The 20,039-nt window shown below is 73.9% G+C and carries 15 protein-coding genes; 11 read left to right on the forward strand and 4 right to left on the reverse strand.

Features of this window, described 5'->3' with window-relative positions; all coding sequences use genetic code 11:
• Window positions 1-65: 65 nt before the first annotated feature.
• Window positions 66-1,496, forward strand: a complete 1,431-nt coding sequence (locus tag ACFVX6_RS00810; RefSeq protein ID WP_389686526.1) for a peptidoglycan recognition protein — start codon at window positions 66-68, stop codon at window positions 1,494-1,496.
• 1,365 nt (window positions 1,497-2,861) lie between these two features.
• Complete coding sequence (locus ACFVX6_RS00815) at window positions 2,862-3,863, forward strand: DNA-3-methyladenine glycosylase family protein (RefSeq protein WP_389686579.1); 1,002 nt, start codon at window positions 2,862-2,864, stop codon at window positions 3,861-3,863.
• 37 nt (window positions 3,864-3,900) lie between these two features.
• Here the strand turns inward: ACFVX6_RS00815 and ACFVX6_RS00820 are convergent, their stop codons facing one another.
• The 3 genes from ACFVX6_RS00820 to ACFVX6_RS00830 all read right to left on the reverse strand — a co-directional run bounded on the left by ACFVX6_RS00820 (window position 3,901) and on the right by ACFVX6_RS00830 (window position 6,796).
• Entirely contained in the window at window positions 3,901-5,205 is a 1,305-nt protein-coding gene (locus tag ACFVX6_RS00820; protein ID WP_389686528.1) for a coenzyme F420-0:L-glutamate ligase, read from the reverse strand.
• Window positions 5,202-6,161 carry a 2-phospho-L-lactate transferase gene (gene cofD, locus ACFVX6_RS00825; protein ID WP_389686530.1) on the reverse strand — a complete coding sequence of 320 codons (960 nt, stop codon included), beginning with the start codon at window positions 6,159-6,161 and terminating at the stop codon, window positions 5,202-5,204. Before cofD ends, ACFVX6_RS00820 begins: the two co-directional genes overlap by 4 nt.
• Before the next feature lie 80 nt (window positions 6,162-6,241).
• Window positions 6,242-6,796, reverse strand: coding sequence for a cysteine dioxygenase (locus ACFVX6_RS00830; protein ID WP_389686532.1), 555 nt, complete (start codon window positions 6,794-6,796; stop codon window positions 6,242-6,244).
• Between the two features lie 660 nt (window positions 6,797-7,456).
• Here ACFVX6_RS00830 and ACFVX6_RS00835 point away from each other — a divergent pair.
• The 3 genes from ACFVX6_RS00835 to ACFVX6_RS00845 all read left to right on the forward strand — a co-directional run bounded on the left by ACFVX6_RS00835 (window position 7,457) and on the right by ACFVX6_RS00845 (window position 13,258).
• The gene (locus tag ACFVX6_RS00835) at window positions 7,457-7,720 is read left to right on the forward strand and encodes a WhiB family transcriptional regulator (protein WP_112450237.1); all 264 of its coding nucleotides are present in this window, start codon (window positions 7,457-7,459) and stop codon (window positions 7,718-7,720) included.
• Window positions 7,721-8,102: 382 nt separating this feature from the next.
• Complete coding sequence (locus tag ACFVX6_RS00840) at window positions 8,103-11,771, forward strand: glycosyltransferase (protein WP_389686535.1); 3,669 nt, start codon at window positions 8,103-8,105, stop codon at window positions 11,769-11,771.
• On the forward strand, window positions 11,768-13,258 hold the full coding sequence (locus ACFVX6_RS00845) for a DUF5719 family protein (protein ID WP_389686537.1): 1,491 nt from the start codon (window positions 11,768-11,770) through the stop codon (window positions 13,256-13,258). The genes ACFVX6_RS00840 and ACFVX6_RS00845 overlap by 4 nt, the downstream gene beginning before the upstream one ends.
• 389 nt (window positions 13,259-13,647) lie before the next feature.
• On the opposite strand, the gene ACFVX6_RS00850 is transcribed toward ACFVX6_RS00845, so the two are convergent.
• Window positions 13,648-14,142: a metallopeptidase family protein gene (locus tag ACFVX6_RS00850; protein ID WP_389686539.1), complete on the reverse strand. Its 495-nt coding sequence runs from the start codon at window positions 14,140-14,142 to the stop codon at window positions 13,648-13,650.
• Window positions 14,143-14,221: 79 nt separating this feature from the next.
• Here ACFVX6_RS00850 and ACFVX6_RS00855 point away from each other — a divergent pair, with 79 nt between their 5' ends.
• The 6 genes from ACFVX6_RS00855 to ACFVX6_RS00880 all read left to right on the forward strand — a co-directional run bounded on the left by ACFVX6_RS00855 (window position 14,222) and on the right by ACFVX6_RS00880 (window position 20,027).
• Window positions 14,222-14,641, forward strand: a complete 420-nt coding sequence (locus ACFVX6_RS00855; RefSeq protein WP_389686541.1) for a DUF3499 domain-containing protein — start codon at window positions 14,222-14,224, stop codon at window positions 14,639-14,641.
• A 78-nt stretch (window positions 14,642-14,719) separates the two neighbouring features.
• Window positions 14,720-16,090: a phosphomannomutase/phosphoglucomutase gene (locus ACFVX6_RS00860; RefSeq protein WP_389686543.1), complete on the forward strand. Its 1,371-nt coding sequence runs from the start codon at window positions 14,720-14,722 to the stop codon at window positions 16,088-16,090.
• Window positions 16,091-16,375: 285 nt separating this feature from the next.
• Complete coding sequence (locus ACFVX6_RS00865; protein ID WP_215149771.1) at window positions 16,376-16,561, forward strand: Trm112 family protein; 186 nt, start codon at window positions 16,376-16,378, stop codon at window positions 16,559-16,561.
• Between the two features lie 82 nt (window positions 16,562-16,643).
• A complete protein-coding gene (locus tag ACFVX6_RS00870) occupies window positions 16,644-17,777 on the forward strand; it encodes an SIS domain-containing protein (protein WP_389686545.1) in 1,134 nt (377 codons plus the stop codon).
• Between the two features lie 39 nt (window positions 17,778-17,816).
• Entirely contained in the window at window positions 17,817-18,989 is a 1,173-nt protein-coding gene (gene manA, locus ACFVX6_RS00875) for a mannose-6-phosphate isomerase, class I (RefSeq protein WP_389686547.1), read from the forward strand.
• Between the two features lie 93 nt (window positions 18,990-19,082).
• Entirely contained in the window at window positions 19,083-20,027 is a 945-nt protein-coding gene (locus ACFVX6_RS00880; protein WP_389686549.1) for a cation diffusion facilitator family transporter, read from the forward strand.
• Window positions 20,028-20,039: the final 12 nt, after the last annotated feature.

Raw genomic sequence — 20,039 nt, forward strand, 5'->3', positions numbered from 1 at the left:
CGGGACCGGACGGTACGTCAGTTCTCGGATGGCGCCGGCCTCCGGCAGTCCCCAGCATCCTTTCCATGCGTGCATTCCTTGCTTCCTCGATCGGCGTCGCGACGGCTGCCGCACTGGCCCTGCCGCTCGCGCTCCCCTCCACCGCCCTCGCACACCCGGCAGCGACCCGGCCGGCGGCCAGGGCGGGCTCGGCAGCCCCCGCGGCCCCCGCCGGATCCACCCAGTCCCTGCCGCTCGTCCCCGTGGGACCCGCGGCGGACCGCACCCCCGGGGTACCCGGCATGAGCACCTCGCCCCGGCTGCCCGAGACGCGGGGCCTGTCGGCGCGCGAGGTCAAGACCTTCTCGCTGGTCGGCGTCGTCTGGGACGACGCGAGCACCCAGCTCGACGGCCGCGTCCAGGTCCGAACCCGCTCCGTGGCCACCTCGGCCTGGTCCGAATGGCAGGACGTCGACACCCACAACAGCGAACACGCCGCCGACCCCGACACGGCGGAACGGGGCACCGGCCGCGTCCGCGGCAGCACCGCCCCCCTGTGGGTCGGGCAGTCCGACGGCATCGAGGTCCGGGTCCAGGCCGAACCGGGCGGCCGCGTGGTCAGCAGCGGGCTCCCGACCGGCATGCGCATCGAACTGGTGGACCCGGGAGACACGACCCGCCCCCCGTCGGACGCGAAGAACGGCAACGCGGGGGAAGCCTCGCCCGTCCTCGACGACGACGACAAGGGCGAGCTGGCCCTCCTCCCCGGCATGACGATGGAGACGGCGGAGTCCTCCTCCGCCAACGTCCCGATGGCCCCCCTGGGCGCCCAGGAGATCCCCGCCCTCAACAAGGCCGACTCCACCGCCGACGCGGTCCTCGCCGACGAGGCGCTCGCGGCCGCCCCGTACATCGGCCCGCGCCCGAAGATCGTCACCCGGCTGGGATGGGGCGCGGACGAGAGCCTGCGCGAAAAGGGCTTCGTCTACACGAACAAGGTCAAGGCCGCCTTCGTCCACCACACCGCCTCGGGCAACAACTACGCCTGCAAGGACGCCCCGGCCGTCCTGCGCAGCCTGTACCGCTACCACGTGGTCAGCAGCGGCTGGCGCGACATCGGCTACAACTTCGCCGTCGACAAGTGCGGCACCGTCTACGAGGGCCGGGCGGGCGGAGTCGCCAAGGCGGTGCTCGGCGCGCACACCATGGGCTTCAACACGGACAGCATGGGCGTCGCGGTCATCGGCACCTTCGCCTCCACGGCTCCCCCCAAGGCCGCGGTGGACGCGGTGGCCCGCCTCACGGCCTGGAAGCTGGGCCTCTTCGGAGCGGACCCCCGTGCGAAGACCACCCTCCGCTCGGGCGGCGGCAACCTCTACGCGAAGGGCAGCAACGTCCGCCTGAACGTCATCTCGGGCCACCGCGACGGCTTTGCCACGGAATGCCCCGGCCGCCACCTCTACACCCAACTCCCCCCGACCCGAACCGCCTCGGCCAAACTCCAGGGCCGCCCCTGAGGCGCACCCTTCTCGACGCGGCACTCGCACCACCCGGCCCTGGCGGGCCTCCTGGGCTTCGCGCCGCTGCGCCGAACTCCGTCCGGCGGTGGCCGGGCGGAGTGCCCGCCACCGCCGTCCCGGCGCGGGGCCCGGTGGGCGCGTGCGGCTGGGCCGGCCCTGCGGGGCGAAGTCCCCCACCCACCCTTCGCCCGTTCCCCGGGGCTGCGCCCCGTCCCCTTCCCCGGGCTGCGCCCGGCCCCGTTCCCCGGGGCTGCGCCCCGTCCCCTTCCCCGGGCTGCGCCCGGCCCCGTTCCCCGGGGCTGCGCCCCGTCCCCTTCCCCGGGCTGCGCCTGGACCCGTTCCCCGGGCTGCGCCCGGCCCCGTTGCCGGGCTGCGCCTGGACCCGTTCCCCGGGCTGCGCCCGGACTCCTCGCCGGGTGCGGCGCCGTTGCCGGGGGCCAGCCCCCGGGCCCCCGCTCCTCAAACGCCGGAGGGGCTGGATCGGCCCTCCGGGCCATCCAGGCCCACGTACGGCCTGACGTTTAGGCGGTGGCCGGGGGAGCTCGAGGCGCGGGGTCCGGCGCAGCGCCAATCCAGCCCCGCCAGGCCAATCCAGCCGTCCGGCGTGTGAGGACCGGGGTCTGGGGCGGACCCCCAGGGGGTCCGGGCGCAGCCCGGCACCCCTTCCAGCCGGTCCGGCGTGTGAGGACCGGGACGGGCAGAGCCCGGGGGACCCGCCCAGCCCGTCCCGGCGCTTCAGGACCGGGACGGGCAAAGCCCCGGCACACACCCAGTCCGTGTGGCGTTTTAGGAGCGGGTTCGGGCAGAGCCCGGGGGACCCGCCCAGCCCGTCCCGGCGCTCTAGGACCGGGACGGGCAGAGGCCCGGCACACACCCAGTCCGTGTGGCGTTTTAGGAGCGGGTTCGGGCAGAGCCTGGGGACCCGCCCAGGCCGTACCGGCGCTTCAGGACCGGGACGGGCAGAGCCCGGGGACACATCCAGCCTCGCCGGCGTTTGAGGCGCGGGTCCGGGCGGAGCCCGGGGAACGGTGGAAGGGCGGGTAGGGGACAGCCCCGCAGGGCTACGCTCAAGGCATGGCCGGCCGCTACGACCCCCTCACCCGCACCGCGATCCGCGGCGGCCGCACCACCGTGCCCCCGGCCCCCGCCCCGAACACGGCCCCGGGTACGCCCCCGGCCCCGGCTACGGTCCCGACAGACACGCCCCCACCCCCCGGCACGGGCAAGGGCACGGCCGCGGGCACGGACACAGCCCCCGGCACTGGCACAGCTCCCGGCACCAGCACGGACACGGCCCCCGGCACGGGCAAGGGCACAGCCCCCGGCACCACCACTGGCACGGCCCCCGGAACGGGCACGGGCATGGGCACAGCCGCCGGCACGGGCAAGGGCGCAGCCCCCGGCCCCACCACAGCCGCCGGCCCAGGCACCCGCACCTGGACCCCACCCGGCCCCCTGGACCTGGGCCTCGTCCTGGGCCCCCTCAGGCGCGGCCCCGCCGACCCCACCTACCGCACCACCCCCGGCACGGTCTGGCGAGCCACCCGCACCCCCGCCGGCCCGGCCACGCTCCGGGTCACGCGGGACGGGGCCGGGCCCGGGGTGACCGCCACCGCCTGGGGCCCGGGCGCCGACTGGATCCTCGACGGCCTGCCGGAACTGCTCGGCGCCGCCGACGATCCCGCCGCCTTCGTCCCCCGCCACAGGCTCCTGCACGCCAGCCACCGCCGCCGCGCAGGCCTGCGCCTGACGCGCACCGGCCTGGTCCTGGAGTCCTTGATCCCGACGGTCCTGGAACAGAAGGTCACCACCGACGAGGCGTACCGCGCCTGGCGCCGCCTCGTACGCCAGTACGGCGAGCCCGCTCCGGGCCCGGGCCCGGGTAGGGGCCAGGCCCCGGGCCAGGCCTCCGCCCCGGACCTCTACGTCATGCCCGACCCCCGCACCTGGGCGCTCATCCCCTCCTGGGACTGGCACAAGGCCGGAGTCGACTCCAAACGCTCCGCCACCATCGTCCGCGCAGCCCGCCTCGCCGCCCGCCTCGAAGAGGCCGCGACCATGGACCTGCCGGCGGCCACCGCCCGCCTGGAGGCGATCCCCGGCATCGGCCCGTGGACCTCCGCCGAAACCCTCCAGCGCAGCAACGGCGCCGCCGACGCCGTTACCACCGGCGACCTCCACCTGCCCGGCATCATCGGCTACGCCCTGGCCGGGGACCGGGACGCCGACGACGCCGCCATGCTGGAGCTCCTCGCCCCCTACGCCGGCCAGCGCCACCGAGCGGCCCGCCTCGTCCTCCTGGCCGGCGCCGCCCCGCCCCGCCGGGCCCCCCGGATGCCCCGGGGCGACATCGGCAGGCTCTAAGGGGTGTCCTGCCGATCAGGCCGGGGCACCCCGGACCTCACCGGACCTCGATGAACTCCTCCGCCGTCCGCCCCGCCCGCTCCGCCGGAGCGACCGCGGCGTGCCCGACGGCCACCGCACCCATCGGGTCCCAGTCCTCCGGAAGCCCGAGCACCTTGCGCACCACGTCCCGGCAGAACATCGTTGAGGACACCCACGCGGAGCCCAGCCGTTCCCCGGCCAGTGCGACCAGGAAGTTCTGCACGCCCGCGCCCATCGCCACGACGAACATCTCCCGCTCCGCCGCGTCGCGCCGTGCGTGCCCGTAGTCGTGTGCGCCGTCCGTGACCAGGCAGGGCACCACCAGGTAGGGCGCGGCCCGCAGGACGTCGCCCCGCCGGACCCGCTTCGCGATGGACTCCTCGGACTTCCCGTCCCGCCGCAGGTCCTCGACCCAGGCGTCCCGCATCGCGTTCAGCAGCTCCAGCCGTGCGCCCGCCGACTCCAGCAGGACGAACCGCCACGGCGTCGTGTGGTGCGGGGCCGGGGCCGTCACGGCCGCCGCCACCGCGCGCCGGACCGCGCCGGGGTCCACCGGCTCGGAGGTGAAGGCCCGTACGGTACGCCGCTGCGTCACGGCTTCCCGTACCGCCTCCGAGGTTCCCAGCCGGAACATGTCGTCGGCCGGCGAGCGCACCAGGTCGGCCCCCGAGGAGCCCTCGCCCAGTACGTGGGCCAGCCCGCGCACCACCGCCACCGGCAGGCCCTCCGCCTTGCCCTTGACCAGGTCGCCCGCGGCGGCCAGCTCGTCGGCGGTCGCGACGACCGTCGCGCTCAGCGGGTTCCCGTGGGCGTCGGTGCCCCCGCGCAGGTCGTCCAGGACCCGTACGCCGGCGGCGCCGATCGCCACGTCGGTGAGCCCGGTGCGCCACGGCCGCCCGAAGGTGTCCGTCACGATGACGCCCACCTCCACGGACAGCAGCTCCCGCAGCCCCGCCCGGATCGCGGCGGCCGAGGCGTCGGGGTCCTCGGGCAGCAGCAGGACGGTGCCGGCCTCGGTGTTCGAGGCGTCGACCCCGGCCGCCGCCATGACCAGGCCCTGCCGGTTCTCCACGATCCGCAGCATCCCGCGGCGCGCGACGACCCGTACGGTCTCGGCGTCTATCGCCTCCTCGCGCGAATCGGCACGGACGATCCGGCCCTCCGCCTTGGAGACGATCTTCGAGGTGACGAGCAGGACGTCGCCGTCCCGCAGCTCCGGTCCGGCGGCCGCGATCAGCGCCGCCAGGTCGTCGCCCGGCCGCACCTCCGGGATCCCGCCGAGTGCCCGGACCTCGTACGAGGGCCCGTGCGCGGCGGTCACCGGGAGGCCTCCGCCAGTTCCAGCGCGGCCCGCGCCATCTCCGCCGTGGCGGCCAGGTCGGTCATCATCAGCGGGACCGCCCGGCAGGTGATGCCGACGGCCTCCACCTCGGCGACGGCGTCCGCGTCGGCGGTGTCGACGAGCCAGCCGTCGAGCAGTTCGGTGCCGTAGTGCAGGGCGACGGCCGCGGCGGTGGACTCGACGCCGACGGCGGCCAGCACCTTGTCGGCCATGCCGCGCACAGGGGCGCCCCCGACGATGGGGGAGAGGCCCACGACGGGCGCCGCGGCGGCGGTCACGGCCTCGCGGATGCCGGGTACGGCGAGGATGGTGCCGACCGAGACCACGGGGTTGGACGGCGGGAAGAGGATCACGTCGGCGACCGCGATGGCCTCCAGGACGCCGGGCGCGGGCTTGGCCTGCTCGGCGCCCACGGGTACGACGGCCTCGGCGTCCACCGCGGCGCGCATCCGGACCCAGTACTCCTGGAAGTGGATGACCCGGCGCTCGCCGGTCTGCGAGTCGGTGATCGCGACGTGGGTCTCGACCCGGTCGTCGGACATGGGGAGCAGCCGGACCCCGGGCTGCCAGCGGTCGCAGAGGGCCTCGGTGACGGCGCTGAGCGGGTAGCCCGCACCGAGCATCTGCGTACGGACGATGTGGGTGGCGAAGTCGCGGTCACCGAGGCCGAACCAGGTCGGTCCGACCCCGTACGCGGCCAGTTCCTCCTTGACGGTGAAGGACTCGTCGGTGCGGCCCCAGCCCTGGTCCTCGTTGATGCCACCGCCGAGGGTGTACATCACGGTGTCCAGGTCGGGGCAGACCTTGAGCCCGAACAGGTGAATGTCGTCACCGGTGTTGCCGATGACCGTGATGTCCGCGTCGGGAACCGCGGACTGGAGACCTCGGAGGAAACGGGCGCCGCCGATGCCGCCGGCCAGAACAACAATGCGCATGTGAACAGTCTGTCAGCCGTGGTCCGGCCCCTCGCGGGCCGGTGGCCGGGTGACGGGCGGACGGCCGGGCGGCGTCCGGATCAGACGGAGAGGGCCTCGGGCCGGGCCGGAGAGCAGCTGTGCATCGGCATCCGGGTCAGGCCGGGGAAGTACACGTGCAGGCTGACGGCCCCGTCGAGGCTGTCGTTCTGCACCTCGTGGGCGTAGCCGGGGGCGAAGACGCGCTGGGAGCCGGCGCCGAGGGTGAGCGGGCCGCGGGCGGTGTGCTCGGTGAGCTCGCCGTCCAGGACGGTCAGCACACCGGAGGAGGCGCCGTGGTCGTGCAGGCCGCTGCCCTGGCCGGGGACCCAGCTGAGGAGCCAGACCTCGTAGCCGGGGCCGGTGCGCAGCCGGTGGTACCAGCGGGTCGTGGCGTCGTACCGGACCAGGTGCTCCCACTCGGAGCGGTCGGCGGCGATGGAACGCGCGAGGCCCACGAACTCGGCGACGGTGGCCGGGTGCTCGCGGGCGGGCTGCAGGAGGTGCTGGACGGAGAGGATGTCGCCGGCGATCTGGAGGTCGCTCTCGACACTCGCCGACGCGGTGGCTGCGGCGGTGGTGGGGGCGGTGGGGGTGGCGTTCAGGGTGCTGTTCATCGGGGGGTTCCTCGACGGATGTCAGTCATGCGGCGGTTGCTGTGGGGGGCGAGCTGGAGCTCAGGGGAGCCGGAGCTCCCGAGGCATCAACAGCTGCAACAGCAACAGCGAACCTGGGCAACGCACAGGAACCCACGAATGGGGGTCCGGGTGGCTGCTGAGGGCGCTGACATGCGTACAAGAAGACCCGGTAGAGGGCCGGACTGTCAACCCAATGTCCGATTTGGTGGAAAAGTTTCACCTCATCCGGTTACCGTGCCCGGAGAAAGGTTTGTGCAGTCGGAACCAGGGGAGGTGGCGCTTCGAGTCGAGCTGCAGCCCGCTGCGACGGCTCTCAAACCCGTAAAGCCGTGTGATGTCCATCTGTGGCTGAAATGTGATCTGCGCCGCTTCTTCGGCTGGATCGGAACCCCACCACAGAGTGACGCGTCGACTACGGGGGAGGGGGTCCCGCATGTGACACGTGTGGCATGTGTCACGATTTTTGGCGATATGAACACTTTCTGCATAGGCTTGGTTCCGCAGAGTGAATAAGGGGCCCAATAGCAGATCTCGGCTTGACTGCGCCGGAGCCCCGCACTTGTAATTTCACTCGTGTCGTTACGTAGCGATGAGTGACGACATGACCACGGGGACGCACAGACAGAGCGAGGGGCGCACATGACCGAGCTGGTTCAGGAACTGCTGGTCGAGGAGGCGGACGAAGAGCTCGGATGGCAGGAGCGAGCTCTCTGCGCCCAGACCGACCCCGAGTCCTTCTTTCCCGAGAAGGGCGGCTCAACCCGCGAGGCCAAGAAGGTCTGCCTCGCCTGCGAGGTCCGCTCCGAATGCCTTGAGTACGCCCTCGCCAACGACGAGCGATTCGGCATCTGGGGCGGCCTGTCCGAGCGCGAGCGGCGACGCCTGAAGAAGGCCGCCGTCTGAATCGCCCTCGGCGCGCAGCGCACGGCGCCCACGGCAGGGCCCGCGGTACGGCCCGCGGCACGGCCCACGACATATCCAGCGGCAGAGCCGACGGCATATCCGGCGGCAAGACCGACGGCATATCCGGCGACAGACCCGACGGCATAGCCGCCTGTGCACCCGGCCTCACGCACGGCAGCGGCCGAAGTGCACGCACCGGCACAAAACGCACTACGGCGAACGGCACGACCCGCACGGCATCGAGCAGAGCAAACGGTCCGCCTCCTGCACCTTCCCCGCAGGAGGCGGACCGCTGTGTTCCCAGCCGTTAGGGTGGGGCGCTGTCCAGCAGCCTCCGAGGGCACACCACCCCCGGACCCCCGGCCGGAGGGCCCGTACCGCGATGTCCCTGCACAGCCAGTCGAGCGCCTCCCACCAGGCTGCCGCCGCACCAGAGTTCCCCCGGCACGTCGTCACCGCGGTCCTCGTCGCCCACGACGGCGCCCGCTGGCTGCCCCGGACCCTCGCCGGACTCCTCGGCCAGGAACGCCCCGCCCAGAGCCACATCGCCGCCGACACCGGCAGCGCCGACGACTCCGCGCGCCTGCTCGGCGAGGCCCTCGGCGAGGACCGCGTCCTGCACCTCGCCCGCCGCACCGGCTTCGGTGCCGCCGTCGACGAAGCCGCCCGCACCGCCGGCACCCTGACGCCCGAGGAACTCCCGTACCTCAAGCGCCCCTCCGGCTGGGACCCCGTCAGCCGCACCTGGCGCGACGACACGTACGACCTCCCCGACCTGCCCCACGGCGAACCCGTCCAGTGGCTCTGGCTGCTCCACGACGACTGCGCACCCGAGCCCGACGCCCTCGCCGAACTGCTGCGCGTCGCCGACGAGAACCCCGACGCCGCCGTCATCGGCCCCAAGCTGCGCGGCTGGTACGACAAGAAGCAGCTCCTCGAAGTCGGCGTCACCATCGCCCGCAGCGGCCGCCGCTGGACCGGCCTCGACCGGCGCGAACAGGACCAGGGCCAGCACGACCAGGTCCAGCCCGTCCTCTCCGTCTCCAGCGCCGGCATGCTGATCCGCCGCGAGGTGTACGACGCCCTCGGCGGCTTCGACCGCCGGCTGCCCCTCATGCGCGACGACGTCGACCTGTGCTGGCGCGTCCAGAGCGCCGGCCACAGCGTCCTCATCGCCCCCGACGCCGTCCTGCGGCACGCCGAGGCCTCCGCCCGCGAACGCCGCACCGTCGACTGCGTCGGCCGCTCCGCCGCCAGCCCGCACCGCGTCGACAAGGCCGGCGCCGTCTACACGATGCTGGCCAACAGCCCCGGCCGCGCCCTCCCGTACGTCCTGCTGCGCATCCTCTTCGGCACCGTCCTGCGCACCCTCGCCTACCTCGTCGGCAAGGCCCCCGGACAGGCCGTCGACGAGATCACCGGCCTCCTCGCCACCCTGCTGCGCCCCGGCCGGATCCTCGGAGCCCGCCGCCGCAGGGGCCGCGCGGCCGTCCCCGCCAAGGAACTGCGCCCCCTCTTCCCGCCGCCCGGCGCCAGCCTGCGCGCCAACGCCGAACAGCTCGCCGGCTACTTCGGCGCCGACGGCGACACGGAGGCGGCCACCGCCGGACGACACGGCGGAGCCGTCGAATCGGGACCCGGCGGAGACGACGCCGACTACCTGGAGATCGAACAGTTCGCGCGCCTCAAGCGGATCGCCCGCAAGCCCGCGCCCGTCCTCTTCGCCCTCCTCCTGCTCGTCTCCGTCATCGCCTGCCGCTCCCTCCTCGGCGGCGGCTCCCTCATGGGCGGAGCCCTGCTCCCCGCCCCCGACGGCGGACTCGACCTCTGGCGCGTCTACGCCGACGACTGGCAGCCCGTCGGCACCGGCACCACCGCCGGAGCACCGCCCTACCTCGCCGTCCTCGGCGCCCTCTCCACCCTGCTCCTCGGCTCCACCAACGCCGCCCTGACCCTGCTGCTCGTCTGCTCGGTCCCGCTCGCCGGCCTCACCGCCTACTTCGCCTCCCGGCCGCTGGTGGAATCCCGGCTGCTGCGCGCCTGGGCCGCCGTCGCCTACGCCTTCCTCCCCGCCGTCACCGGAGCCCTCGCCGGAGGCCGCCTCGGCACCGCCGTCCTCGCGATCCTGCTCCCGCTCATCGCCCGCTCCGCCGTCACCGCCTTCGGATTCGGCGAAGAGGAGGGCAGCCGGCGCTCCGCCTGGACCTACACCCTCCTGCTGACCTTGGCCACCGCCTTCACCCCCGTCGTCTGGCCGCTCGCCGCCGTCCTCGGAGTCGCCGCGCTGGTCCTGCGCCGCACGCAGTGGAAGACGTACGGACCCCGCCTCCTCGCGACGCTCGGCGTCCCCCTCCTCGTCCTCGCCCCCTGGTCGCTGAGCCTGCTCACGCACCCCGCGAGCTTCCTGCGCGAGGCCGGACTGCCCTACGGAGCCGGCTCGGCCACCGCCCTGGACCTGCTCGGCATCAGCCCCGGCGGCCCCCGCACCGCGGGCGGCCTGATCCTCCTCGGCGTCGTCCTCGCCGCCCTGGCCGCCCTGCTGCGCGCCGACCGGCAGTTCGCCGTACGCACCGCCTGGGCCACCGCGCTCGCCGCGCTGGTCCTTGCTGTCCTCGGGGGCGTCGTCAACCGCACGACCTGGGCCGGCCCCGCCACCCTCGTCTACGGACTTGCCCTGCTGGCCGCCGCCGTCATCGGCGCCGACGGGGCCAAGGAACGCGTCGCCGCCCGCAGCTTCGGCTGGCGCCAGCCCCTCGCCGCCCTGATCGCGCTCGCCGCCGCCGTCGGCCCGCTCGCCGGCGCGGCCGGCTGGATGCTCAGCGGAGCCGCCGGACCGCTGGAGCGCCGCGACCCCGTCCAGGTCCCCGCCTTCGTCGCCGAGGAGAGCGGCACCCGCGACCAGGCCCGCACCCTCGTCATCGGCGCGGACTCCCCGGCCGCCCTCTCGTACAGCCTGGTCCGCGGCTCCGGCGGCCGCCTCGGCGACTCCGAACTCGCCGCCCGGGCCGGCAGCGACGCCCGCCTCGACAAGGTCGTCTCCAGCCTCGTCGCCGGCTCCGGCGCCGACCAGACCGACCAGCTCGGCGGCTTCGCCATCCGCTACGTCCTGGTCCGCGACGGCGCCCCCCAGGAGATCGGCCGCGTCCTGGACGCCACCCCCGGCCTCAGCCGCCTCAGCAAGCTCGAAGGCAGCGCCCTGTGGCGCGTCGACCGGCAGGTCGCCCGCGCCGTCATCGTCTCGGGCAAGCCCGGAGAGGTGCCCATCCCCGTCGCCTCCGGCCCCGTCGAGGTGCACACCAAGATCCCGGCGGGCGAGTCCGGACGCGTCCTGCGGATCGCCGACCAGGCGGACCCCGGCTGGCAGGCCACCCTCGACGGCAAGCCGCTCAAGGCCAAGACGCTCGACGGCTGGGCGCAGGGCTTCGAACTCCCGGCGGACGCCGGCGAGCTCGACCTCGTCCACGAGGACGCCCTCACCCGGACCGCCTGGCACTGGGCCCAGGGCCTGCTCGCCCTGGTGCTCCTGGTGATGGCCCTGCCGGGCCGCCGCGCCCGCCTCGACGACGACCTGCCCGAGGAGGAGGCCCCCGCCGAGGAGGCCGGTGAAGGCCGCCGGGCCCGCCGCCTGCGCGAGCAGTCCGAGCAGGAAGCGCAGCCCGAGTCCGCCCCCGCCGAGGCGGCCGTCGCGGCCGACCCGTACGCGCAGATCCCGGCGCAGCCGGTGTACGGCGACGACGCGTACGCCTACCAGCAGCCGGCGTACGGAGACCAGGGCGGCTACGCCTACGGCGGCCAGGAGCAGCAGCCGCCGCAGCAGCCGCAGCAGTACGACCAGTACCCGTACGAGCAGCAGCAGTACACCGGCCACCCGGGCACGCAGTACGAGCAGCCGTACCCGCCCCAGCAGCCGTACGAGCAGCCGTACGAGCAGCCGTACCCGCCCTACCAGCAGCAGCCCGATCCCCAGACCGGCTACGACACCTACGGCCGGCACGACAGCGAGCACGACGGGCAGCACGCCCCGCGTCCGGACGGGAGCCCCCAGCAGTGAAGCAGCGCGTACCCCTCACGCTCGCCGCCGTCACGGCCGCACTGGCCGCCGTCACCGGCCTCGCCGCCCTCACCGCACCGGCCGCCGACGGGGCCTCCACGGCCGCGGCGGGCAAGCCTGCGGCCCGGATGCCGGTCGAGCGGTCCCTGCTGGTGTGCCCCGCCCCCAGCACCTCCGACATCGCCGAGACCCTGTACACGGCGATCACCCCGGGCGCGGCCGCCGCGGGCGGCACGGGCACGGCCCGGCTCCTGGGCGCGACCAAGGAAGCCAAGCCCGTCCTGGAACTCAAGGAGCCCGGCAAGCCCGTGGGCGCCAAGGCCTCCGGTGCCGAGGCCCCCGCGCTCAGCGGCGTCGCCGACGGGTTCCTCGCCCCCGGGTGGAGCGCGCAGCAGACCACCGTGGTCTCGGTCGGCCGCACCCGCGGCCTGCTCGGCGTCGGCTGCACCCCGCCCGGCACCGACTTCTGGTTCCCCGGCGTGAGCACCGCGAAGGGCCGCGAGGACTACGTCCACCTCACCAACCCGGACGACACCGCGGCCGTGGTGGACATCAAGCTGTTCGGCCCGGACGGCGTGGTCAAGGCCGAAGCGGGTACCAGCGAGAACATCCGCATCGACCCGAAGTCCAGCAAGGCCATCTCCCTGGCCTCCCTCGCCCCCGGCGCCCAGCTCGCGGACGTCACCGCCCACGTGACCACCCGCGCGGGCCGGGTCGGGGCCACCGCCCAGGCGGGCGAGGAAGGCGTCGGCTCCGACTGGCTGCCCGCCTCCGTGGACCCGGCGGGAACCCTGGTCATGCCCGGCATCCCGGCGGACGCCACCTCGGTACGGCTGGTCGCCTTCGCCCCCGGCGACGAGGACGCGGACCTCAAGGTGAAGCTGGCCGGGCCGACCGGCTCGATCAGCCCCGCGGGCAGCGAGCAGATCCACGTCAAGGCCGGCATGACCGCGAGCCTCGACCTCAAGGACGTCACCCGCGGCGAGCCGGGCTCCCTGGTCCTGTCCCCGGCCGATGACAAGAAGCCCGTCGTCCCGGTGGTCGCCGCCCTCCGGGTGGTCCGCGGCAGCGGAGCCAAGCAGGAGACCGGCTTCATCCAGGCCGCCGCCCCCGTCGGCACGCGGGCGACCATCGCGGACAACCGCCCCGAGGAGAACGCCACCCTGCTGTCGCTGACGGCCCCGCCCGGAGCCGACGCGACGGTCAAGGTGACGGCCTCGCCGGGCACGGACGGCGGCGAACCCGCCTCCCAGGACGTCACGGTCAAGGGGGGCACCACACAGACCCTGACCCTCGCCCCGGCGGGCGGCAAGGGCGCCTACGCCCTCACGGTGGAAACCGTCTCGGGCGGCCCCGTCCACGCGTCCCGCACCCTGACGATCCCGCGCGACGGAATCCCCATGTTCACGGTCCAAACCCTCTCGGACGACCACTCCACGGTCTCAGTCCCCAAGGCCTCCCAGGACCTGAGCGTCCTGACCCAGTAACCACAGATTCCGGCCCCGCCGGGGTTCGGTCTTCTCAGCCGTCCGGCGTGTGAGGACCGGGGTCTGGGGCGGAGCCCCAGGGGGTCCGGGCGCAGCCCGGCGCCCCTTCCAGCCCGTCCGGCGCTTGAGGACCGGCCCCGGGCTGGCCCGGGGCCCCCTCCAGCCCCGCCGGCGTTTGAGGACCGGGTCCGGGCAGCGCCCGGGGCATCCTCCAGCCCCGCCGGCGTTTGAGGCGCGGGTCCGGGCAGCGCCCGGGGAACGGTGGAAGGGCGGGTAGGGGACAGCCCCGCAGGGCCGCCTCCCGCACCCCGACGCGGGGCAGACAGAGCAGCCCGCCGCAGGCGGGCCGGTACGACGCGCGCCGGCCCGGCCCGGCAGGGCCCGCGGTCCTAGTCCGACCCGTACCGCGGATCCACCGTCTCGGGCGACAGCCCCAACAACTCCGCGACCTGCTCCACCACGATCTCGTGCACCAGCATCGCCCGCTCGTCCCGAGACTTCGCCCGAATCTCCACCGGCCGCCGGAACACCACGATCCGGGCCGGCCGCCCGCCCTCGGCCTCCGCCAGCGCCCCCAGCGGCACCGCCTCGTCGTTCCAGCCGGTCTCCGCACCGCCCGGCGGCCCCGGCACGTCGCCGATCATGAACTCCACCTCGGCCAGCTGCGGCCAGCGCCGTTCCAGCCGCTCCACGGAGTCCCGTACGAGGTCCCCGAAGAGCTCCCCCCGGCTCGCCGACAGCGGCACCTGCGGAGGGGCCACCGGCCCGCGCATCCCGCGCCCGTGCCGGTCGCGCCGCCGCACCCGTGGCTCACCGGCGGGGGACCCGCCGGGCAGGGAGGCGGCCGGGGGAGCGGGAGGGGGAGGCAGAGTGCTGTCCGTCACCCCCGCAGGGTAGCCCGCACATCCACGCCGGGGCGGGAGAGACGGGGGAGTTCGGACGACACGGGCGAGCGCCCCGGGGGTGAGTCGTCGCGGCCCGGTCAAGAGTGCGGTACGGTCCAACGTCGTGAGCCTTGTACGTCGCTGTTCGCGCACCGCGTGCGGCCGCCCTGCCGTCGCGACTCTGACGTACGTCTACGCCGATTCGACCGCAGTTCTCGGCCCGCTCGCCACCTACGCCGAACCCCACTGCTACGACCTCTGCGCCGAGCACTCGGAGCGCCTGACCGCCCCGCGCGGCTGGGACGTCGTACGCCTCACCGACGGGTCGGCGCCCTCGCGTCCCACTGGTGACGACCTCGAAGCCCTCGCCAACGCCGTCCGCGAGGCGGCCCGCCCGCCGGAGCGCGCGGCCGGGGCGGGCGGCCCTGGTCAAGGTGGTTCCACCCCCGGGGAGACCCGCCGCGGACACCTGCGCGTCCTGCGTTCGCCGGACTCCTGACATTCGCTCGATCTGAAAAGCCGCACTGCGTCCACGGTAGGTTTGCTTCACCGCACATCACCTTACGGAGGGCAGGCAGTGGCCACCGATCTTTCGAACATCGTCAAGGCGTACGACGTACGAGGCGTCGTGCCGGACGAGTGGGACGAGCACCTGGCCGAACTTTTCGGTGCCGCCTTCGTCGAGGTGACCGGCGCCTCGGCCATCGTCATCGGTCACGACATGCGGCCCTCCTCCCCGGCCCTGTCCGCCGCCTTCGCCCGCGGCGCGGCCGCCCGCGGCGTCGACGTCACCCTCATCGGGCTGTGCTCCACCGACCAGCTGTACTACGCCTCCGGCAAGCTGGACCTGCCCGGCGCGATGTTCACCGCCTCGCACAACCCGGCGCAGTACAACGGCATCAAGCTCTGCCGGGCCGGCGCCGCCCCGGTCGGCCAGGACACCGGCCTCTCCACCATCCGCGAGCTCGCCGAGAAGTGGAGCGACGAGGGCGCCCCGGCGATCCCCGCCGGCACCGTCCCGGGCACCGTCACCGAGCAGGACACCCTGACCGGCTACGCCGACCACCTGAAGGGCCTGGTCGACCTCACGGCCGCCCGCCCGCTCAAGGTCGTCGTCGACGCGGGCAACGGCATGGGCGGGCACACCGTCCCCACCGTCTTCGCGGGCCTCCCGCTGGACGTGGTCCCCATGTACTTCGAGCTGGACGGGACCTTCCCGAACCACGAGGCCAACCCCCTCGACCCGAAGAACATCGTCGACCTCCAGGCCCGCGTGCTGTCCGAGGGCGCCGACCTCGGCATCGCCTTCGACGGCGACGCCGACCGCTGCTTCATCGTCGACGAGCGGGGCGAGGGCGTCTCCCCGTCCGCCATCACCGCCCTCGTCGCGGCCCGCGAACTGGCCCGCAACGGCGGCTCCGGCACCGTGATCCACAACCTGATCACCTCCTGGTCCGTACCCGAGGTCGTCCGCGAGAACGGCGGCACCCCCGTCCGCACCCGCGTCGGCCACTCCTTCATCAAGGAGGAGATGGCCAAGTCCGGCGCCATCTTCGGCGGAGAGCACTCGGCGCACTACTACTTCAAGGACTTCTGGAACGCGGACACCGGCATGCTCGCCGCGCTCCACGTCCTGGCGGCCCTCGGAGGCCAGGACGGCCCGCTTTCGGACCTCGTCTCCTCCTACGACCGCTACGCGGGCTCCGGCGAGATCAACTCGACCGTCGCCGACCAGGCCGGCCGCCTCGCCGCCGTCAAGGCGACGTACGGAGCCGTCGAGGGCGTCACCCTGGACGAACTGGACGGCCTCACCGCGACCGGCGCCGACTGGTGGTTCAACGTCCGCGCCTCCAACACCGAGCCGCTGCTCCGCCTGAACGTGGAAGCCCGAGACGAGACCACCCTCGCCAAGGTCCGCGACGAAGTCCTGGCCCTGATCCGCGCCTGAGCAGCGCCGGCGGCCAAAAATCAGCCCCGCCGGCAAGAACCAGCCCCGTCGGCGGCAAAGAACTAACCCCGCCGGCACTCTCAGGTGCCGGCGGGCAAAGTCAGCCCCGCCGGCGTTTGAGGCGCGGGGTCCGGGGCGGAGCCCCGGCACCGCACCCGCACCCGATCCCCCCGGTACCGCCGAGCCCCCTCCGGTCCGAGTGGAGCACCAGCTCCACCCCGCACCACAGCGGACTCGGCGGTACGCTGACCAGGCCCAATCCGCATGTTCGAAGGGAAGCCCCTCATGCCGCTCGAAGCCGGTCTTCTGGAGATCCTCGCCTGCCCCGCCTGCCACTCGCCCCTCCAGGACAAGTCGGCGGACGAAACGGCCCCCGAGCTGATCTGCACCGGCCAGGACTGCGGTCTCGCCTACCCGGTCCGCGACGGCATCCCGGTGCTCCTCGTCGACGAGGCACGCCGTCCCGCCTGAGCCTCCTACCGCCACCCCGCGCAAAAGCCGAGACTGGTTCCGTCCCACACAGGTTCCGTCACAGACATAGCCGGAGGCCGCCATGCTCGACGAGTCACTCCTCGACGCACCTGACGATCTCGCCCGCGCCGATCGCCGCGGCCTGCTCCGTGGCGCCGCCGACGCCGGCGCACGGGTACGCACCGCGGCCCGGCACGCCGCCGAGGCCGGCCTCGGCGACCTGCGCCCCGACGGCCGCCCCCGCGCGGTCCTCATCGCCGGGCCCGGCACCGCCGCCACCGGGGTCGCCGACCTGCTCGGTGCGCTCGCCGGAGCCTCCGCGCCCGTCATCAGGCTCCACCCGACCGGCGTCGCGCACGCCGCCGGGGCCCTGCGCTGGACCCTGCCCGGCTGGGCCGGACCCGTCGACCTGCTGCTCATCGCCACCACCGACGGAACCGAGCCCGGCCTCGGCGTCCTCGCCGAGCAGGCCTACCGGCGCGGCTGCACCGTCGTCGCCGTCGCCCCCGAGCGCTCCCCGCTGAGCGAAGCGGTGGACGGCGCGCACGGGCTCCTCGTACCGATGGCCAAGGCCCCGTACCAGGAGTACGACGAGTCGGCCGCGGCCGGCCCCGGCGCCCTCTGGGCGCTGCTGACCCCGCTGCTGGTGCTCCTCGACCGGGTCGGCCTGATCACCGCCGCCCCGCACACCCTGCAGCTCGTCGCCGACCGGCTCGACCGCACGGCCGAGCGCTGCGGCCCCGCCATCGTCACCTACTCCAACCCGGCCAAGACCCTCGCCTCCGAGCTCGCCGACTCCCTCCCGCTCATCTGGAGCGAGGGCGCCGCAGCGGGACCCGCGGGGCGCCGCTTCGCCGCCACCCTCGCCGAACTCGCCGGCCGACCCGCACTCGCCGCCGACCTTCCCGAGGCACTTCCGGCCCACGGGGTCCTGCTCGCCGGCGATTTCGCCGCCGGCGCCGACCCCGACGACTTCTTCCGCGACCGAGTGGAAGAACCGCAGGCCCTTCGCGCACGCATCGTCCTGTTGCGCGACCGGCCCGCAGGCGGACTGACAGCCGCCCCTGCCGCACGAGAGCTCGCCCTCAGCCACGACACGGCCATCAGCGAGCTCGAACCGGAGGAGGGCACAGAGCTGGAACAGCTCGCCGAACTCCTCGCCGTCACGGATTTCGCCACCGCCTACCTGGCGTTGGCCTCCGGGGGACACAGCTGAGGCGCACAACCGCGCCCCTCTTACCCAGGAAGACGACCGATGGACCGCCTCACGAACACGATCCGCCCCTACGCCTGGGGATCGACCACCGCGATCCCCGAACTCATCGGAGTCGCCCCCACCGGCGAACCCCAGGCCGAGATGTGGATGGGCGCCCACCCCGGCGCCCCCTCCCGCCTCGACCGCGGAGCAGGCGAGAGCGCCCTCTCGGACGTCATCGCGGCCGACCCCGAAGGCGAACTGGGAGTCGCCGCCGTCCGCAAGTTCGGCCCCGCGCTCCCCTTCCTCTTCAAGCTCCTCGCCGCCGGCGCACCGCTCTCCCTCCAGGTCCACCCCGATCTCGCCCAGGCGAAGGCCGGGTTCGAGGACGAGGAGCGCCGGGGCGTCCCGATCGACGCACCGCACCGCAACTACAAGGACGCCAACCACAAGCCCGAGCTGGTCTGCGCCCTCACCCCCTTCGAGGGCCTGTCCGGATTTCGGCCGCCGCTGGAGGCCGCCGCGCTGCTGGAGGGCCTCGGCGTCAACTCCCTGAAGCCCTACGCCGACCTCCTGCGGGCACACCCCGAGGAGGCGGCCCTGCGCGAGGTGTTCACCGCCGTCCTGACCGCCGACCGCACCGAGATGGCCCGTACGGTCACCGAGGCCGCGGCCGCCGCCGAGCGGCTCGGAGGCCCGTACGCCCCGTACGCCGGCCTCGTCCACCACTACCCGGGCGACCCGGGCGTCATCGCCGCGATGCTCCTCAACCACGTGCAACTCCAGCCCGGCGAAGCCATGTTCCTCGGCGCCGGCATCCCGCACGCCTACCTCGACGGCCTCGGCGTCGAACTCATGGCCAACTCCGACAACGTCCTGCGCTGCGGGCTGACCCCCAAGCACGTCGACGTGCCGGAGCTGCTGAAGGTCACCCTCTTCGAGCCCGGCGACCCCGGCATCCTGCGCCCGGAGGGCAACGGCGAAGAGGTCTACGAGACCCCCATCGACGAATTCCGGCTCTCCCGCTTCGTCCTGGCCCCCGGCGGCGCCCCCCGGGTGCTGCCCGACGGCACCGCGCAGATCCTGCTGTGCACGGCGGGCTCCCCGACGGCGAACTCCCCGAAGTCAGGCGAACTCGCGCTGGCCCCCGGCGAATCGGTCTTCGTACCGGCCGGTGAAAAGGTCGAACTGTCCGGAACCGGCACCGTCTTCCGTGCCACCGTGGTGGTCTGACGTACCGTCCCTCTCGGTGGCTGTGAGAATCTGCGGCCGTAGCGCGGCGCCCCGGCCCGGGGCGCCGCACCGAGGAAGGGACACATCGCAACCATGAGCGCGTCGGGCGGTACCAAGGCGATCGTGGCGGCACTCGCCGCCAATCTGGCCATCGCGGTAGCCAAGTTCGTGGCCTTCGTCTTCAGCGGCTCGTCGTCGATGCTCGCGGAAAGCGTCCACTCGCTGGCGGACTCCGGAAACCAGGGCCTGCTCCTCCTGGGCGGCAAGAAGGCCCAGCGCGAGGCGACTCCGCAGCACCCCTTCGGGTACGGGCGCGAGCGCTACATCTACGCCTTCCTGGTCTCCATCGTGCTGTTCACCGTCGGTGGCATGTTCGCCATCTACGAGGGCATTGCGAAGATCCAGGACCCGCACGAGATCTCGCACTGGTACTGGCCGGTCGGCGTCCTCGTCTTCGCGATCATCGCGGAGTCCTTCTCCTTCCGCACCGCGATCAAGGAGTCGAACGAGATCCGCGGCAACCTCACCTGGGGCCAGTTCATCAAGCGCGCCAAGGCCCCCGAGCTCCCCGTGGTCCTCCTCGAAGACCTCGGCGCCCTCGTCGGCCTGGTCCTCGCCCTCGTGGGCGTCGGCATCGCCCTGGCGACCGGCAACGGCGTCTGGGACGGCATCGGCACCCTGTGCATCGGCGTCCTGCTGATCATCATCGCCATCGTGCTCGCCGCCGAGACCAAGTCCCTGCTGCTCGGCGAGGCCGCCGGCACCGAGGACGTCGAGAAGATCAAGGCCGCCGTGGTCGACGGCGACGTGGTGACCGGCGTCATCCACATGCGCACCCTGCACCTCGGCCCCGAGGAGCTCCTGGTCGCCGCGAAGATCTCCGTCCAGAGCGACGACACCGCGACGGAGGTGGCCAACGCCATCAACGCCGCCGAGGCCCGCATCCGCGCGGCGGTCCCGATCGCCCGCGTGATCTACCTGGAGCCGGACATCTACAACGCCGAGGCCGCCGCGCAGGGCACCAACCCGGGCGTCTGACCCCGGACCCGA

It is taken from the genome of Streptomyces sp. NPDC058289, assembly GCF_042880975.1.
GTDB classification, from domain to species: Bacteria; Actinomycetota; Actinomycetes; order Streptomycetales; family Streptomycetaceae; genus Streptomyces; species Streptomyces stoeckheimensis.

Excerpts from the sequence above, each read along its gene's own strand:
- ACFVX6_RS00810 (WP_389686526.1), top strand. The coding sequence starts at position 66 with ATGCGTGCATTCCTTGCTTCCTCGATCGGCGTCGCGACGGCTGCCGCA.
- ACFVX6_RS00815 (WP_389686579.1), top strand. The coding sequence starts at position 2,862 with ATGGGCACAGCCGCCGGCACGGGCAAGGGCGCAGCCCCCGGCCCCACC.
- cofD (WP_389686530.1), bottom strand. The coding sequence starts at position 6,161 with ATGCGCATTGTTGTTCTGGCCGGCGGCATCGGCGGCGCCCGTTTCCTC.
- ACFVX6_RS00830 (WP_389686532.1), bottom strand. The coding sequence starts at position 6,796 with ATGAACAGCACCCTGAACGCCACCCCCACCGCCCCCACCACCGCCGCA.
- ACFVX6_RS00835 (WP_112450237.1), top strand. The coding sequence starts at position 7,457 with ATGACCGAGCTGGTTCAGGAACTGCTGGTCGAGGAGGCGGACGAAGAG.
- ACFVX6_RS00840 (WP_389686535.1), top strand. The coding sequence starts at position 8,103 with ATGTCCCTGCACAGCCAGTCGAGCGCCTCCCACCAGGCTGCCGCCGCA.
- ACFVX6_RS00865 (WP_215149771.1), top strand. The coding sequence starts at position 16,376 with ATGCCGCTCGAAGCCGGTCTTCTGGAGATCCTCGCCTGCCCCGCCTGC.
- ACFVX6_RS00870 (WP_389686545.1), top strand. The coding sequence starts at position 16,644 with ATGCTCGACGAGTCACTCCTCGACGCACCTGACGATCTCGCCCGCGCC.
- manA (WP_389686547.1), top strand. The coding sequence starts at position 17,817 with ATGGACCGCCTCACGAACACGATCCGCCCCTACGCCTGGGGATCGACC.
- ACFVX6_RS00880 (WP_389686549.1), top strand. The coding sequence starts at position 19,083 with ATGAGCGCGTCGGGCGGTACCAAGGCGATCGTGGCGGCACTCGCCGCC.